14 protein-coding genes and 1 pseudogene are annotated in these 15,338 nt (G+C 62.5%); 11 read left to right on the top strand and 4 right to left on the bottom strand.

Annotation, left to right across the window (positions count from 1 at the left end; genetic code table 11):
- Positions 1–87: 87 nt before the first annotated feature.
- From V1279_RS17360 to V1279_RS17345, 4 genes and pseudogenes are all read right to left on the bottom strand, one after another.
- Positions 88–1,239: an FkbM family methyltransferase gene (locus V1279_RS17360; protein WP_334438070.1), complete on the bottom strand. Its 1,152-nt coding sequence runs from the start codon at positions 1,237–1,239 to the stop codon at positions 88–90.
- Positions 1,194–1,663: pseudogene (gene queF, locus V1279_RS17355) on the bottom strand (preQ(1) synthase). The gene V1279_RS17360 and the pseudogene queF overlap by 46 nt, the downstream one beginning before the upstream one ends.
- Before the next feature lie 52 nt (positions 1,664–1,715).
- Positions 1,716–2,090, bottom strand: a complete 375-nt coding sequence (locus tag V1279_RS17350; protein WP_334438067.1) for a c-type cytochrome — start codon at positions 2,088–2,090, stop codon at positions 1,716–1,718.
- The gene (locus tag V1279_RS17345) at positions 2,087–3,073 is read right to left on the bottom strand and encodes a Vgb family protein (RefSeq protein WP_334438065.1); all 987 of its coding nucleotides are present in this window, start codon (positions 3,071–3,073) and stop codon (positions 2,087–2,089) included. The genes V1279_RS17350 and V1279_RS17345 overlap by 4 nt, the downstream gene beginning before the upstream one ends.
- Before the next feature lie 176 nt (positions 3,074–3,249).
- On the opposite strand from V1279_RS17345, the gene eno reads away from it, so the two are divergent.
- The 11 genes from eno to V1279_RS17290 all read left to right on the top strand — a co-directional run bounded on the left by eno (position 3,250) and on the right by V1279_RS17290 (position 15,270).
- Positions 3,250–4,533, top strand: a complete 1,284-nt coding sequence (eno, locus tag V1279_RS17340; RefSeq protein ID WP_334438062.1) for a phosphopyruvate hydratase — start codon at positions 3,250–3,252, stop codon at positions 4,531–4,533.
- Between the two features lie 47 nt (positions 4,534–4,580).
- A complete protein-coding gene (locus V1279_RS17335; RefSeq protein WP_334438059.1) occupies positions 4,581–5,717 on the top strand; it encodes a zinc-binding dehydrogenase in 1,137 nt (378 codons plus the stop codon).
- Positions 5,718–5,920: 203 nt separating this feature from the next.
- Positions 5,921–6,475, top strand: coding sequence for an NADPH-dependent FMN reductase (locus V1279_RS17330; protein WP_334438057.1), 555 nt, complete (start codon positions 5,921–5,923; stop codon positions 6,473–6,475).
- A 242-nt stretch (positions 6,476–6,717) separates the two neighbouring features.
- Positions 6,718–7,035, top strand: coding sequence for an FtsB family cell division protein (locus V1279_RS17325; protein WP_334438054.1), 318 nt, complete (start codon positions 6,718–6,720; stop codon positions 7,033–7,035).
- 209 nt (positions 7,036–7,244) lie between these two features.
- A complete protein-coding gene (gene pdhA / locus V1279_RS17320) occupies positions 7,245–8,264 on the top strand; it encodes a pyruvate dehydrogenase (acetyl-transferring) E1 component subunit alpha (RefSeq protein WP_334438052.1) in 1,020 nt (339 codons plus the stop codon).
- A 105-nt stretch (positions 8,265–8,369) separates the two neighbouring features.
- Complete coding sequence (locus tag V1279_RS17315; protein WP_334438050.1) at positions 8,370–9,764, top strand: pyruvate dehydrogenase complex E1 component subunit beta; 1,395 nt, start codon at positions 8,370–8,372, stop codon at positions 9,762–9,764.
- Positions 9,765–9,770: 6 nt separating this feature from the next.
- Positions 9,771–10,076: a DUF5076 domain-containing protein gene (locus tag V1279_RS17310; RefSeq protein WP_334438048.1), complete on the top strand. Its 306-nt coding sequence runs from the start codon at positions 9,771–9,773 to the stop codon at positions 10,074–10,076.
- Positions 10,077–10,078: 2 nt separating this feature from the next.
- A complete protein-coding gene (locus tag V1279_RS17305; RefSeq protein WP_334438045.1) occupies positions 10,079–11,431 on the top strand; it encodes a pyruvate dehydrogenase complex dihydrolipoamide acetyltransferase in 1,353 nt (450 codons plus the stop codon).
- 129 nt (positions 11,432–11,560) lie between these two features.
- The gene (gene lpdA / locus V1279_RS17300) at positions 11,561–12,979 is read left to right on the top strand and encodes a dihydrolipoyl dehydrogenase (protein ID WP_334438042.1); all 1,419 of its coding nucleotides are present in this window, start codon (positions 11,561–11,563) and stop codon (positions 12,977–12,979) included.
- A 47-nt stretch (positions 12,980–13,026) separates the two neighbouring features.
- Positions 13,027–14,268, top strand: a complete 1,242-nt coding sequence (locus V1279_RS17295) for a threonine synthase (protein ID WP_334438039.1) — start codon at positions 13,027–13,029, stop codon at positions 14,266–14,268.
- A gap of 57 nt (positions 14,269–14,325) precedes the next feature.
- Positions 14,326–15,270 carry a tripartite tricarboxylate transporter substrate binding protein BugD gene (locus tag V1279_RS17290; RefSeq protein ID WP_442894894.1) on the top strand — a complete coding sequence of 315 codons (945 nt, stop codon included), beginning with the start codon at positions 14,326–14,328 and terminating at the stop codon, positions 15,268–15,270.
- Positions 15,271–15,338 lie beyond the last annotated feature (68 nt).

Below are 15,338 nucleotides of genomic sequence, written 5' to 3'. Positions count from 1 at the left end.
GATCTGCTCAGCGGGTACCAGGGCGTGAACTCACTAGCACGCAACCAAATTCGGATTAATGCAAGTTTGATGAAAGATAGTTGAGTGTCAAAGGCAGAGAATGTTCTCTTCAAAACCAAGCGCATTACGATCGATCGGTCGCAAATGCGTGGCATCGAGGCAGCGGTAGCCACAATCCTCAAGGCGTTCAATGATCCGTCTGCCGTCCAGCGGCTCGGGGCGATTCAGATCGGTGAGGACCTCGCACAGGATCGGCACTTTGCGACCGCTCTTTGCCAGCACGCCTTGCATGCCGTCGAAGACCTCAGACTCGAAACCTTCGACGTCGATCTTGATAAGGCCAACGCGATCGAGATCGATTTTCCGCTCGCGTGCATAACTATCGAAGGCGATAACCTCAACCGTCAAATTTTCCGTGAGCTCGCTGGCGTGATCGAGGAAGCCGGTAGCAAGTGAGCTCGACCCGATATTGATATCGTAATTGTCGAAATTCTCCGCGCGTGGCGCGACGACGGCCATCGTGAAGGCGCCAGGCCGCGCGCCGCAGGCAAGCTGATTGGCGACGATCCGATAACCGGGATTGAGCTCCGCGAGCCGTCGGACAAAGGTGAAATATTGCGGCACCGGCTCGAAGGCGTGCACCTCGCCGCTCTGGCCCACGAGTGACAAGCTATAGGCCGACCAGTAGCCGCAATTGGCGCCGATATCGACGAAGATATTGCCGGGAGCCAGGCAGCGCTTGAAGATACGTTCGAGAAACATTTCGTGGGTATGGAAAAAGTACTTCTTCATCAACCTATGCAATGACATATCGATCTCGTAATGCACGCCGTTGAAGCGCGTGGTCGCGAGGCCCGTCGGCGGCGTCCTGAACTGCTCGATCGCGCGGCGGTGTACGATATCGGCAAGCTTGAGCGGATCGCTCGATGCATATTTCAGGAGGAAGCGCGCGGTCTTCCGAGCAATCATGGCGGCCTCACGAACTTGATGTTGCGAACATGCGGACGATCTGTGGCCGGCAATTGACCAATCTGTGGCGTCAATCGTTCGAGAGTTTTTCTCAGCCGTGAATCTTCTGCACCTGCGATCTATGCAATCATCATTGTCGCGGCCGTTTATTTCTCTATTGAGGCGTCTTCTGAAAATTCCCGCGCGCAGAAGGCGTTCAAGCCATGCCCGAACGCTTGGCGTGCCTAACCCCGGCCGCGATAGGGCGCGACGCCCTGGTCGGGTACCCACATGCCGTTGGGGAGTTTGCCGGTCTGCCAGAACACGTCGATCGGGATGCCGCGCCGCGTGGATACCAGTAGCCGCCGATGCGAAGCCATTTCGGCTTGATCTCGGCTGCAATCCGCTTGCCGATCATGACCGTGCAGTCCTCATGAAAGGCGCCGTGATTGCGGAAGCTGGCGACATAGAGCTTCAGCGATTTGGATTCCAGCAGCCACTGGCCCGGCACATAGTCGATCATCAGATGCGCGAAATCAGGCTGGCCCGTCACCGGGCAGATCGAGGTGAATTCCGGCGCCGTGAAACGAACCAGATAGTTGGTATCGGCCTGCGGATTGGGCACGCGATCGAGCTGCGCCTTTTCCGGGCTGTCCGGCCATTCCACGGCGCGGCCGAGCTGCAATGATTTCTGCAATGATTTTTTGGCCATCATGATCGTCCTTTGCGAGGCTGACATGGACGCAACAGGCGTCGATCGTCAACCGTCAGCGCGAGGCGGGGTCTTCGAGAAACCGCACCAGCGCCTGCCGCTCGGCGGCGTCCTCGATCCCGCGCATCGACATCCACAATCCCGGAAACATCGCGGCCGGATCGGCGAGGAAGATCTCCAGGCGCTTCGCATCCCAACGCAGTCCTTCGTCGCGGGCCTTGCGCAGCACCGGCGAGTAATCGAAATCGGTGTTGCCAGCCACGACGCGGCCGATCAGCCCGGAGAGGTTGGGACCGGGCAGGCCGCGCTCGGCGGGATCGAGGCTGTGGCAGGCGCGGCAGGGCGCGAACGCCCGCACGCCGTTTTCCTCCGCGGCGGCGGCAGCGGGCAGCAGAAGGGACAACAGCAGCAGGACCGCGAAGGACTTCACGCGACCGTCTGTATCACGACCAGGCGGTCATTGCCGGATTCGCCGCCCCAGGTTTCGCCGGGCCGGCCGTCGAGCTGGCGCACATTCGCGCCCGATTTGTCGCTGGGGAATGCGTTGAATTTTTCCGTCACCGGATCGAAGCGCACGATCGCATTGGCGCCGAAATCGGTGGCCCAGACCTTGTCCTTGTCGTCGACATAGACGGCATAGGTGCGCGGATTGCTGCCGGGCAGCTTCCACGCTTTCCAGGAGCCGTCGGCAGGATCGTGAACCGACACATTGCCGCTGTTCCATTCGCTGACCCAGATGCGGCCCTTGGAATCCGACCACACGCGCCGTGCGCCCTGATTCGGCGTCGGCGGCTCGACCACGGTGGCGTTGCCGGTAGCGGTGTCGATTTTGGCGATGTGGTTGCCGCCGAGCGAGGCGTACCAGATGTCGCCCTTTGGCGTGACGGTCATGCCGTAGGTGCCGCGCCCGCGCGGCGATTTGAATACGGTCATGTCGCCCGATTTCGGATCGAGCCGGCCATAGATGCCGGATTGGCCGGTAAACCAGTAGATGCCGGCTTTGTCGAACACGCCGGTGTTCAGGTTGGCATAAGCCTCTTTTTCGGGCAGGCGGAACAGCGTCACCTTATGATCGGCGGGGTCGACGCGCGCGATTGCATTCTGTCCGCCCTCGGTTACCCAGGGAGCGCCATCAGGGCCGATGATGACGCCATGGGGCGCCGCGCCCTTGCCGAGATCCACGAGCTTGTAGGAGCCGTCGCGCGGATCGAGCCGCCCCAGCGTGCCATTGCGCTGGCCGCAGAACCAGATCGTGCCGTCGGGGGCAGGGGTGGTGTCGCGCGAGCCCATGCCCGCTTTGACCGGATAATATTTGACGCGGAACGGGCCTTCCTGGGCGCTCGCGTGGCGCAGGAGGGCGGGCGCGGCCAGGATTCCAGCGGCGGTGGTTCCAAGAAACTGGCGGCGATTCATTGCGTTACCCCGGCTTGTGAACGTGAAGGTTTGGACGCCGATATCAACCTTGGAGCAGTCTACCCTGACCCATCTCCATCGTCCGGAAAAGGCCGCAGCCAAAGCGTTCACATTTGCTTGCGCGCCGTGTAAGACGCCCCCGAAACATGATCCATCATTCCCAGGAAAGTGCAGACATGACCGCCATCGTCGACATCATTGGCCGCGAAATTCTCGATAGCCGGGGCAATCCCACCGTTGAAGTCGATGTGGTGCTCGAAGACGGCTCGGTCGGCCGTGCCGCGGTGCCATCGGGTGCCTCCACTGGCGCGCATGAGGCGGTCGAGCTGCGGGACGGCGACAGGAAGCGTTATCTCGGCAAGGGCGTGCAGAAGGCGGTCGAGGCGGTCAACGGCGAAATCTTCGAGGCGCTGAGCGATCAGGCCGTCGAGGAACAGGTCCAGATCGACCAGATCATGATCGATCTCGACGGCACCCCGAACAAGAGCCGGCTTGGCGCCAACGCCATCCTCGGCGTCTCGCTGGCCTGTGCCAAGGCTGCGGCGGAATCCTTCGACATGCCGCTCTATCGCTATGTCGGCGGCACCTCGGCGCGGACGCTGCCGGTGCCGATGATGAACATCATCAATGGCGGCATGCATGCCGACAACCCGATCGATTTCCAGGAATTCATGATCCTGCCGGTCGGGGCGGCGAGCTTCGCCGAAGCGCTGCGCTGCGGCTCGGAAATCTTCCACACGCTGCGGGGCGAGCTGAAAAAAGCCGGCCACAACACCAATGTCGGCGACGAGGGCGGCTTTGCGCCGAACATTCCGTCGGCGGACGCAGCCCTCGATTTCGTGGTGAGCGCGATCGGCAAGGCCGGCTACAAGGCAGGCAGCGACGTGATGCTCGGCCTCGATTGCGCGGCGACCGAGTTCTTCAAGGACGGCGCTTACGTCTATGGCGGCGAGAACAAGACGCGCTCGCGCTCTGAGCAGGCGAAATATCTCGCCGATCTCGTCTCGCGTTATCCGATCGTCTCGATCGAGGACGGCATGTCCGAGGACGACATGGACGGCTGGAAGGAATTGACCGATTTGATCGGCAAGAAGTGCCAGCTGGTCGGCGACGATCTGTTCGTCACCAACGTCACGCGGCTTGCCGACGGCATCAAGAATGGCCGCGCCAACTCGATCCTGATCAAGGTCAACCAGATCGGCACGCTGACGGAGACGCTCGCCTCGGTGGAGATGGCCCACAAGGCCGGCTACACCTCCGTGATGTCGCATCGTTCGGGCGAGACCGAAGACTCCACCATCGCCGACCTCGCGGTCGCCACCAATTGCGGACAGATCAAGACCGGATCATTGGCGCGCTCCGACCGCACGGCCAAGTACAACCAGCTCCTGCGTATCGAACAGCAACTCGGCGCGCAGGCAATATATGCGGGCAAGGCAGTTTTCAAGGCACTGGCGTAACGCACCAGCGCATCCAGATATAACAGACACAAAAGGGGAGGATTGCGATGAGCGACGGCAGAAGCGGGCTGCAACTGCGTTCGCTGCTCAAGAAGAGCGGCGAACTCGAACTGTCGCTGGTGGACGTCCCGACGCCCGAACCGGCCGACGATGAAGTCGTGGTCCGTGTCGAGGCGACGCCGATCAACCCGTCCGATCTCGGGCTCCTGATCGGCCCGGCCGACATGTCGACAGCCAAGGAATCCGGCACCAAGGACGCTCCCGTGGTGACGGCGAAGATGCCGGAAGCGGCCATGCGGATGATGGGCGGCCGGCTCGATCAATCGCTCCCGGTGGGCAATGAAGGTGCCGGCGTCGTGATCAGGGCCGGGTCGTCAGACGCTGCGAAAGCGCTGATGGGCAACAACGTCTCGATGATCGGCGGCGCGATGTACTCGCAGTATCGCACCATCAAGGTCAGGGACGTGATGGAGCTGCCGGCCGGCACCACGCCTACCGACGGCGCGTCGTGGTTCGTCAATCCGCTGACCGCGCTCGGCATGACCGAAACCATGCGGCGCGAAAATCACAAGGCGCTGGTGCACACCGCCGCCGCCTCCAACCTCGGCCAGATGCTCAACAAGGTCTGCATCAAGGACGGCATCGGCCTCGTCAACATCGTGCGCAGCAAGGAGCAGGCCGACATCCTGCACAAGATTGGCGCCAAATATGTCGTCGATTCCACCGCAGATACCTTCATGGACGATCTGACCAACGCGCTGGTGGAAACCGGTGCAACGATTGCGTTCGACGCCATCGGCGGCGGCAAGCTCGCGGGGCAAATCCTTACCTGCATGGAGATCGCGGCCAACAAGACCGCCAAGGAATACAGCCGCTACGGCTCGAACGTGTACAAACAGGTCTATATCTACGGCAGCCTCGACAACCGTCCGACCGAACTGAGCCGGGCGTTCGGATTGACCTGGGGGGTCGGCGGCTGGCTGCTGACGCCGTTCCTGCAGAAGATCGGCCCGGCCGAAATCGGCCGGCTGCGCCAGCGCGTGGCGTCCGAACTCAAGACCACGTTTGCCAGCCACTACACGCAAGTTGTGTCGCTGCAGGAAACGCTGCAGCTTTCCAACATCGCGATCTACAACAAGCGCTCCACCGGTGAGAAATTTCTGATCAATCCGAACAAGGGCTGAGTGGCCCGGCAGGCACGTTTATTCCGCTACGAACCGACAAGCCGCCTGAAAGAGGCGGCTTGTTCTGTTTTGGCGTCAGCCACGATGCTGAGGGATAAGAATTTTCTCGCAAAGCCGGCACAAACGCCCAGTTCATGCACTTGCATCTTTCCGTCGATTTGGCGTAAGGGAGGCTAGCGCTTCCGCTTCAAGAGGGATTTAGAATGGCCACCTACAATATCGTCACGATCGTCGGCAGTCTTCGCAAAGAGAGTTTTTCGCTCAAGGTCGCCAATGCGCTGGCCAAGCTGGCGCCGGCTTCGCTGAAGCTCGACGTCACCACGCTGGGCGACATTTCCTTCTTCAACCAGGATCTGGAAGCCGCACCTCCGGCCGACTGGCTGGCGTTCCGCGAAAAGCTGCAGAAGTCGAACGGCGTGCTGTTCGTTACCCCCGAATATAACCGCTCGATCCCTGGCGTGTTGAAGAACGCCATCGACGTCGCCTCGCGCCCTTACGGCAAGAGCTCGTTCCTCGGCAAGCCGATCGGCATTGTCAGCAACTCGCCTGGGGCGCTCGGTGGCGTCAGCGCGGCCAAGCATCTGCAGAACATCCTGCCGGGTATTGCCGGCCCGATCCTCGGCCAGCCCGAAATCTATCTGAACGGCGTCGGCGATGCCTTCGACGACAAGGGCCAGCTCACCAAGGAAGCGGTGCAAAAGGTGCTGCAGCAATATCTCGACGCCTTCGCGGCGTTCATCGAGAAGCAGAACAGGTAACCCGTCATTGCGAGCCAACGGGTCGCGCAAATGCGCGCCCGATGACAGGTTCCGCGAAGCAATCCATACCGCGGCATGGCGGATAGATGGATTGCTTCCGCCTTCGCTCTTAAAAGCTACGGCGGACAAGTCGTCGCTTCCGCTCCCTTGCGCAAACGCTTGCGTTTATCGCAGGCAATGACGATGGGGACAGCACGCTTCCTATTAGGATTCCATTAACCCGGCCGTCGCATCTTGGGCTCATGGTCTCCCGTACCCGCCTGAAATCCATCCTGACCGGCCTCGCCCTCTACACGATGGCGGCGCTGATGGTCGGCTATTTTGGGGTCAACGCGTATACCGGCAAATACGGGCTGAACGCGCGCCAGGAACTCGATCAGGAAATCATCGCGCTCACCTCGGAGCTGGCGCGGCTGAAGCGGGAGCGGGCGCAGGGCGAGCAACGGGTTTCGCTGTTGCGGTCCAACCGGGTCGATCCTGATATGCTGGACGAGCGCGCGCGCTTTCAGCTCGACTACGCCAATCCGCGCGATCTGGTCCGGACCATCAAGCCGAACTAGTTTTCAAACCGATGTCACGGACACCGCCGTCGTTTGCTTGACGTCCGCACGCCGGTCCGCAAATTTCAAAAAACTACAAAATCGATTTCGAAAATGTCGCGCCGCGTTGCAGTGCAGTATAGCATTATTTTCCTGAGCTCACGCAATCCTTTCACGGCGGTTTGAGTTGGGTTAGAGAGGGCTGATCGTCTCTCTCATCCGGATTTGCCATGGCCGCACCCAAGAAAAGCGTCGAGAAGGAATCAGGGCAAAAGGCAAACGCATCCCCACCGGAATTCACCAAGGCCCAGGAACTGGCGGCGCTGCGGGACATGCTGCTGATCCGGCGCTTCGAGGAAAAGGCCGGCCAGCTTTACGGCATGGGCGCCATCGGCGGCTTCTGCCATCTCTATATCGGCCAGGAAGCCGTGGTGGTCGGCATGCAGATGGCCCTCAAGCAGGGCGATCAGGTCATAACAGGATACCGCGACCACGGCCACATGCTGGCGTGCGGGATGGACGCCAAAGGCGTCATGGCTGAACTCACCGGCCGCCGCGGCGGCTACTCCAAGGGCAAGGGCGGCTCTATGCACATGTTCAGCATGGAGAAGAATTTCTACGGCGGCCACGGCATCGTCGGCGCCCAGGTGTCGCTCGGCACTGGCCTTGCTTTCGCCAACCGCTACCGTGGCAATGATTTCGTCAGCGTGGCCTATTTCGGCGACGGCGCGTCCAACCAGGGGCAGGTCTACGAGAGCTTCAACATGGCGGAGCTGTGGAAGCTCCCGGTGATCTATGTGATCGAGAACAACCGCTACGCCATGGGTACATCGGTGACGCGCTCCTCGGCCCTGACCGATTTTTCCAAGCGCGGCGCCTCCTTCAACATTCCGGGCCAGCAGATCGACGGCATGGACGTCCGCGCCGTCAAGGCCGCGGGCGACGAGGCAGTTGCCTGGTGCCGCGCCGGCAAGGGGCCGTTCATCCTGGAAATGCAGACCTATCGCTACCGCGGCCACTCGATGTCCGATCCCGCCAAGTACCGGACTCGCGAAGAGGTCGACAAGATCCGCACCGACCAGGATCCGATCGAACAGGTTCGCAACCGCCTGCTGGCCGCCAAGGTCAGCGAGCAGGAGCTGAAGGCCATCGACGCCGAGGTGCGCGAGATCGTCAACGCGTCGGCGGATTTCGCCCAGCGCGATCCCGAGCCCGATCCTTCCGAACTCTGGACCGACATCTACCGCTAAATTCAAAAACACGTATTCCGCAAAAGTGGTAACCGGTTTTGCGATCAGAATACGTGCAAATCAAATGAGCGCAGAACAAACTGAAGAGTGATTTCGGGAGCTGATATGCCCATTCAAGTGCTGATGCCTGCGCTGTCGCCCACCATGGAAAAGGGCAACCTTGCGAAGTGGCTGAAGAAGGAAGGCGAGACGATCAAGTCGGGCGATGTCATCGCCGAGATCGAGACCGACAAGGCGACGATGGAAGTCGAGGCGACCGATGAGGGTACGCTCGGCAAGATATTGATTCCGGAAGGCACCGCCGACGTCGCGGTCAATACGCCGATCGCAACCATTCTGTCCGACGGTGAGAGTGCGGCCGATCTCGGCAAGGTGAGCGCGCCGGCGCCGCAGGCCAAGGCCGCGGAATCCGCACCGCCTGCCGAAGCCAAGGCGGAGGCGCGCCAGCCGAAGGCCGAGGCGAAGGCGCCACCGGCCGCCGTCGCCGAGCCCGATCCGGAAGTCCCTGCCGGCACCGAGATGATCACCCAGACCATCCGCGAAGCGCTGCGCGATGCGATGGCCGAGGAGATGCGGCGCGACGGCGATGTCTTCGTGATGGGCGAAGAGGTCGCGGAATATCAGGGCGCCTACAAGGTGACCCAGGGCCTGCTGCAGGAATTCGGCGCCCGGCGCGTGATCGATACCCCGATCACCGAGCACGGCTTTGCCGGCGTCGGCGTTGGTGCTGCGATGTCCGGGCTGAAACCGATCGTCGAATTCATGACGTTCAACTTCGCCATGCAGGCGATCGACCAGATCATCAACTCGGCGGCCAAGACGCTGTACATGTCGGGTGGCCAGATGGGCTGTTCGATCGTGTTTCGCGGACCGAATGGCGCGGCCGCCCGCGTCGCCGCCCAGCACAGCCAGGACTACTCGGCCTGGTATTCGCAGATTCCGGGGTTGAAGGTGATCGCGCCGTTCTCGGCCGCTGACTACAAGGGGCTGTTGAAGGCCGCGATCCGCGATCCCAACCCGGTCATCTTCCTCGAGAACGAGGTTTTGTACGGCCACACCGGCGAGGTGCCGAAACTCGACGACTACGTGATCCCGATCGGCAAGGCGCGGATCGTTCGCTCGGGCAAGGACGTGACGCTGATCTCGTGGTCGAACGGCATGACCTATGCGCTGAAGGCCGCCGACGAACTTGCCAAGGAAGGCATCGAGGCCGAGGTGATCGATCTGCGCACGCTGCGTCCGATGGATACCGAGACCATCATTGCGTCCGTCAAGAAGACCGGCCGCGCGGTGACGGTGGAAGAGGGCTGGCAGCAGAGCGGCGTCGGCGCCGAGATCGCCGCCCGCATCATGGAGCACGCCTTCGACTATCTGGATGCGCCGGTGGCGCGGGTCTCTGGCAAGGACGTGCCTATGCCTTATGCGGCCAACCTCGAGAAGCTCGCATTGCCCAACGTGGCCGAGGTGGTCGCGGCCGCCAAAGCCGTTGCCTATCGGTAGGTCGATATGACCGGTCCCAACGAACAGCCGTTGCCGCCCGACGTCATCGGCCGCGAGGATGCCGTCGAAGTGCTGCGCGCCTTCGTGGTCGACGGCGGGCTCTCGATCGCGTTCCAGCGCGCATTCGAGGAGCCTGACATGTGGGGCATGCTTCTGGTCGATATCGCGCGCCACGCTGCGCGCGCCTACGCGCGCGAGAGCGGCTACACCGAGGACGAGGCGCTGACGCGTATCGTCGACATGTTCGAAGCCGAAATCAACCGGCCGACCGATATGGGCTCCACCACGCCCCGGTCGCAACAGGGTCACTGACAATGCCGATCAACATTTTGATGCCCGCGCTGTCGCCCACGATGGAAAAGGGCAACCTTGCCAAGTGGCTCAAGAAAGAGGGCGACAAGGTCAAGTCCGGCGACGTGATCGCCGAGATCGAGACCGACAAGGCGACCATGGAGGTTGAGGCGGTCGACGAGGGCACGATCGCAAAGATTCTGGTGCCTGAAGGTACGCAGGACGTCCCGGTCAACGACATCATCGCGGTCCTGGCCGGCGACGGCGAGGACGTGAAGGCCGCAGGCGCGGGCGCTGCACCGGCGCCGAAAGCCGCCGAAGCACCCGCCGCGAAACCGGCAGCCGCACCGGCACCTGCCGCCGCGCCCGCGCCAAAGCCCGCAGCAACCGGGCCCACGCAGGCTGCCGCGCCGCAGGCGGCAGCTTCGGCTTCGCAAGTGAACGGTCACGCCCGCGTCTTCTCGTCGCCGCTGGCCAGGCGTCTCGCCAAGGAGGCCGGCATCGAACTTTCGCGTATCAACGGCTCCGGCCCGCATGGCCGCGTCGTCGCGCGCGACGTCGAGGAAGCGAAATCCGGCAAGGGCCTCAAAGCTCCGGCCGCCGCGCCTGCGGCGGGCCCGGGTCTCGCGCCCGGGATGTCGGACAAGCAGGTTCTGGCGCTGTTCGAAGAGGGCTCCTACGAAATCGCGCCGCATGACGGCATGCGCCGCACCATCGCGCAGCGCCTCACCGCCTCGGTGCAGACCGTGCCGGTTTTCTACCTGACGATGGACTGCGACATCGGCAAGCTCCTGGTCGCGCGCGAGGAGATCAACGCCGCAGCTCCGAAGGACAAGGAAAAGAAGCCGCTCTACAAGCTGTCGGTCAACGACTTCGTCATCAAGGCGATGGCGGTCGCGCTGCAGAAGATTCCGAACTGCAACGTGAGCTGGACCGAAGGCGGCATGCTCAAGCACAAGCATTCCGATATCGGCGTCGCGGTTGCGATGCCGGGCGGTTTGATCACGCCGATTATCCGCAAGGCCGAAACCAAGACGCTGTCGGCGATTTCCGCCGAGATGAAGGATTATGCGGCGCGCGCGCGGGCGCGCAAGCTGAAGCCGGAAGAATATCAGGGCGGCACCACGGCGGTGTCGAACCTCGGCATGTACGGCATCAATCATTTCACCGCCGTGATTAACCCGCCGCAGGCGACGATCCTCGCCGTCGGCACCAGCGAGGAACGCCCGGTAGTCCGCGCGGGCAAGATCGAGATCGCGCAGATGATGAGCGTGACGCTGTCCTGCGATCACCGTGCCATCGACGGCGCTCTCGGGGCCGAGCTGATCGGCGCCTTCAAGCAGTTGATCGAAAACCCCGTGATGATGATGGTGTGATAGCCGTCATTGCGAGCGCAGCGAAGCAATCCATCTTACTCGCGACAATGTGGATTGCTTCGTCGCAAGGGCTTCTCGCAATGACGAAAGAACCGTGATGGTCGCACGATGAAAACGAGCGAGTAGCCAATGGCCGACACATCCTTCGACGTCATCATCATCGGCTCCGGCCCCGGCGGCTACGTCACCGCGATCCGTGCCGCCCAGCTCGGCTTCAAAACCGCGATTATCGAGAAATCCTATCTCGGCGGCATCTGCCTGAACTGGGGCTGCATTCCGACCAAGGCGCTGCTGCGCTCGGCCGAGATCTATCACTACATGCAGCACGCCAAGGATTACGGGCTCTCCGCCGAAAAAGTCTCGTTCGACCCGAAGGCCGTGGTGGCGCGCTCGCGTGGCGTCTCAAAGCGCCTCAATGACGGCGTCGGCTTCCTGATGAAGAAGAACAAGGTGACGGTGATCTGGGGCGAGGCGTCGATCGATGCGCCCGGCAAGGTCACGGTGAAGAAGTCCGCCGTCGAGGCGCCGAAGGGCGCGCTGGGCGAGGGCGCCTATCAGGCCAAACACATCATCCTTGCCACCGGCGCCCGGCCGCGCGTGCTGCCGGGGCTCGAGCCCGACAAGAAGCTGGTCTGGACCTATTTCGAGGCGATGGTGCCGGAGCGGATGCCGAAATCGCTGCTCGTGGTCGGCTCCGGCGCGATCGGCATCGAGTTCGCGTCGTTCTTTCACACCATGGGCGCCGATGTCACCGTGGTCGAGGTGCTGCCGCAGATTCTCCCTGTTGAGGACGCCGAGATCGCCGGTCTCGCGCGCAAGCAGTTCGAGAAGCTGGGGATGAAAATCCTCAGCAACACCAAGGTCACGAAGCTCGAGAAAAAGGCCGACAGCGTCGTCGCCACCATCGACGACGGCAAGAAGCCGCAGACGGTCGAGTTCGAGCGGGTGATCTCGGCGGTCGGCGTGGTCGGCAACGTCGAGGGCCTCGGCCTGGAGAAACTCGGCGTCAAGACCGACCGCGGCTGCGTCGTGATCGACGGCTACGGCAAGACCAACGTTCCTGGCATCTACGCCATCGGCGACGTCGCCGGTCCCCCGATGCTGGCGCACAAGGCCGAGCATGAAGGCGTGGTCTGCGTCGAAGCCATCAAGGGGCTCCACCCGCACGCCACGGACAAGAACCTGATTCCCGGCTGCACCTATTGCCACCCGCAGATCGCTTCTGTCGGTCTGACCGAGGCCAGAGCAAAGGAGGGCGGCCGCGAGATCCGCGTCGGCCGTTTCCCCTTCGTCGGCAACGGCAAGGCGATCGCGCTCGGCGAGGATCAGGGCCTGATCAAGGTGATCTTCGACAAGAAGACCGGCCAATTGCTCGGCGCCCACATGATCGGCGCCGAGGTGACCGAGCTGATCCAGGGCTACGTGGTCGCGATGAACCTCGAGACCACCGAAGAAGAACTGATGCACACGGTATTCCCGCATCCGACGCTGTCGGAGATGATGAAGGAAGCCGTGCTGGATGCTTATGGGCGCGTGCTGAATATGTAAGGCGTGATCCCACCGATCGCGCCCAACAAGAAACGAAAGAGCAATCTGTGAAAGACAACGACAACCTGACCATCGAACGTCCGACGTTCGTGACCCATCTCGAATGCGCGATGGAGGGCGATCATTATCCTGCCGACCAGATCCATAACCTCTCCAAGGCCGGCAAGCCGCTGCTGGTGCGCTACGACCTGGCCGGCGTGAAGAAGGCGCTGACCAAGGACGCGCTGTCGCAACGCCCCGCCGACATGTGGCGTTACCGTGAACTGCTGCCGGTCCGGAAGGTCTCCGATATCGTGAGTCTCGGCGAAGTGACGACGCCGCTCATTCGCCTGCCAAAACTCGGAAAGAAACTCGGCGGTGGCGAGATCATCGTGAAGGACGAGGGCCGGCTGCCGACCGGCTCGTTCAAGGCCCGCGGCCTCGTGATGGCGGTGTCGATGGGCAAAGCGCTCGGCATCAAGCACATGGCGATGCCGACCAACGGCAACGCCGGTGCGGCGCTCGCGGCCTACGCCACCTCCTGCGGCATCAAGACCACGATCTTCTGCCCGGCCGATACGCCGGAAGTGAACGTCAGCGAAATCGAGCTGCAGGGCGCCACCGTCTATCGCGTCAACGGGCTGATCGACGATTGCGGCAAGATCGTCGGCGAGGGCAAGGCCAAGGCCGGCTGGTTCGACACCTCGACGCTGAAGGAGCCGTACCGGATCGAAGGCAAGAAGACGATGGGGCTGGAGCTCGCCGAACAGCTCGGCTGGGAGGTGCCCGACGTGATCTTCTATCCGACCGGCGGCGGTACCGGCCTGATCGGCATGTGGAAGGCGTTTGCCGAGCTGGAAGCCATCGGCTTCATCGGTTCGAAGCGGCCGCGGATGGTGGCGGTGCAGGCCTCGGGCTGCGCGCCGATGGTGCGGGCTTTTGAAGCAGGCACCGAGCACGCGCCGCGCTGGGAAGACGCCCACACCATCGCGTCAGGCATTCGCGTGCCGCAGGCGGTCGGAGATTTTCTGATCCTGCGCGCGGTTCGCGAGAGCAAGGGATTTGCGATTGCGGTGTCGGATGAGAAGATTTCTGCTGCGCTCAACGAAGTGGCGCGCGAAGAGGGCTTGCTGTTGTGTCCGGAGGGGGCAGCGACGTATGCTGGCTACCAGCAAAGCCTTGCCGACGGCCGCGTGACGAGAAACGATCGCGTGATGCTGTTCAATTGCGCGACAGGGCTTAAATATCCGCTGCCGCCGGTCACGCGTACGCTCGATCGACACAAGCCGATCGACTACGCAAAGCTCTGACTGTCGCGCGGCGGGATGTGATGGGAGCACGAGATGCGAAAGATCATTCTAGCCGCGATGGCAGTGTTGGCATTCGGCAGTGTCGCCGTTGCCCAGAACTTTCCATCGCGCCCTATCACCATCATCGTGCCGTTCTCTGCCGGCGGGCCGTCGGATGCGATGGCGCGGATTCTCGCCGAGCGCATGAAGGCCACGCTCGGCGAGACGGTGCTGGTCGAGAACGTCACAGGGGCGGGCGGATCGGTCGGCGTCGGCCGCGCGGTGCGTTCGCCGCCTGACGGCTACACGATCAGCTTCGGCCATCTCGGTACCCACGTCGCCAACGGCGCGATCTACAAGCTCGGCTACGACCTCGTCACCGATCTCGAACCGGTTGCCTTGCTGCCGAGCAATCCGATGATCGTCGTCAGCAAGAAGGAGGTCCCGGCAACGTCGCTGAAGGAATTTTTGGCGTGGCTGAAGGCGCAGCCGTCGCCGCCGACGGCCGGCACCGCGGGCGCGGGCTCCGGAAGCCACATCGCCGGGCTCTATTTCGAGAACGTCGCCGGCGTCAAGCTGCAATACGTGCCGTATCGCGGCACTGGCCCCGCGATGAACGACCTCGTCGCCGGCCAGATCGATCTGATCGTCGACCAGACTTCGAACTCGATCGGGCAGGTGCGCGCCGGCAACATCCGCGCCTATGCGATCACCGATTCCAAGCGCGTGGAATCAGCTTCCGACATTCCGACCGTCGACGAGGCGGGGTTGCCTGGATTCCACATGACGCTGTGGTCCGGCCTTTGGGTGCCGAAGGGCACGCCAAAGGACGTCGTCGCGAAGCTGAATGCCGCGGCGGTTGACGCCCTGAGCGATCCGGCGGTGCGCAAGCAGCTTGAAAATCTCGGCCTACAGATGCCGCCGAAGGACAAGCTCGCGCCCGAGGCGCTCGGCGCCTGGCAGAAGGCCGAAATTGCAAAATGGTGGCCGATGATCAAGGCCGCCAACGTCAAAGTGGATTAGCTTTGCAAGACCGGGGACGGGAACCTACCGGTAGCGCGGACGTTAGCGCTCTTACGTATACGGAGCGC

This window comes from Bradyrhizobium sp. AZCC 1610 (genome assembly GCF_036924515.1).
GTDB lineage: Bacteria > Pseudomonadota > Alphaproteobacteria > Rhizobiales > Xanthobacteraceae > Bradyrhizobium.
The sequence above is the reverse complement of the archived record's forward strand: the minus strand, read 5'-3'. Positions and strand labels throughout refer to the sequence as shown.

Excerpts from the sequence above, each read along its gene's own strand:
- V1279_RS17345 (WP_334438065.1), bottom strand. The coding sequence starts at position 3,073 with ATGAATCGCCGCCAGTTTCTTGGAACCACCGCCGCTGGAATCCTGGCC.
- eno (WP_334438062.1), top strand. The coding sequence starts at position 3,250 with ATGACCGCCATCGTCGACATCATTGGCCGCGAAATTCTCGATAGCCGG.
- V1279_RS17335 (WP_334438059.1), top strand. The coding sequence starts at position 4,581 with ATGAGCGACGGCAGAAGCGGGCTGCAACTGCGTTCGCTGCTCAAGAAG.
- V1279_RS17330 (WP_334438057.1), top strand. The coding sequence starts at position 5,921 with ATGGCCACCTACAATATCGTCACGATCGTCGGCAGTCTTCGCAAAGAG.
- V1279_RS17325 (WP_334438054.1), top strand. The coding sequence starts at position 6,718 with ATGGTCTCCCGTACCCGCCTGAAATCCATCCTGACCGGCCTCGCCCTC.
- pdhA (WP_334438052.1), top strand. The coding sequence starts at position 7,245 with ATGGCCGCACCCAAGAAAAGCGTCGAGAAGGAATCAGGGCAAAAGGCA.
- V1279_RS17315 (WP_334438050.1), top strand. The coding sequence starts at position 8,370 with ATGCCCATTCAAGTGCTGATGCCTGCGCTGTCGCCCACCATGGAAAAG.
- V1279_RS17310 (WP_334438048.1), top strand. The coding sequence starts at position 9,771 with ATGACCGGTCCCAACGAACAGCCGTTGCCGCCCGACGTCATCGGCCGC.
- V1279_RS17305 (WP_334438045.1), top strand. The coding sequence starts at position 10,079 with ATGCCGATCAACATTTTGATGCCCGCGCTGTCGCCCACGATGGAAAAG.
- lpdA (WP_334438042.1), top strand. The coding sequence starts at position 11,561 with ATGGCCGACACATCCTTCGACGTCATCATCATCGGCTCCGGCCCCGGC.
- V1279_RS17290 (WP_442894894.1), top strand. The coding sequence starts at position 14,326 with ATGGCAGTGTTGGCATTCGGCAGTGTCGCCGTTGCCCAGAACTTTCCA.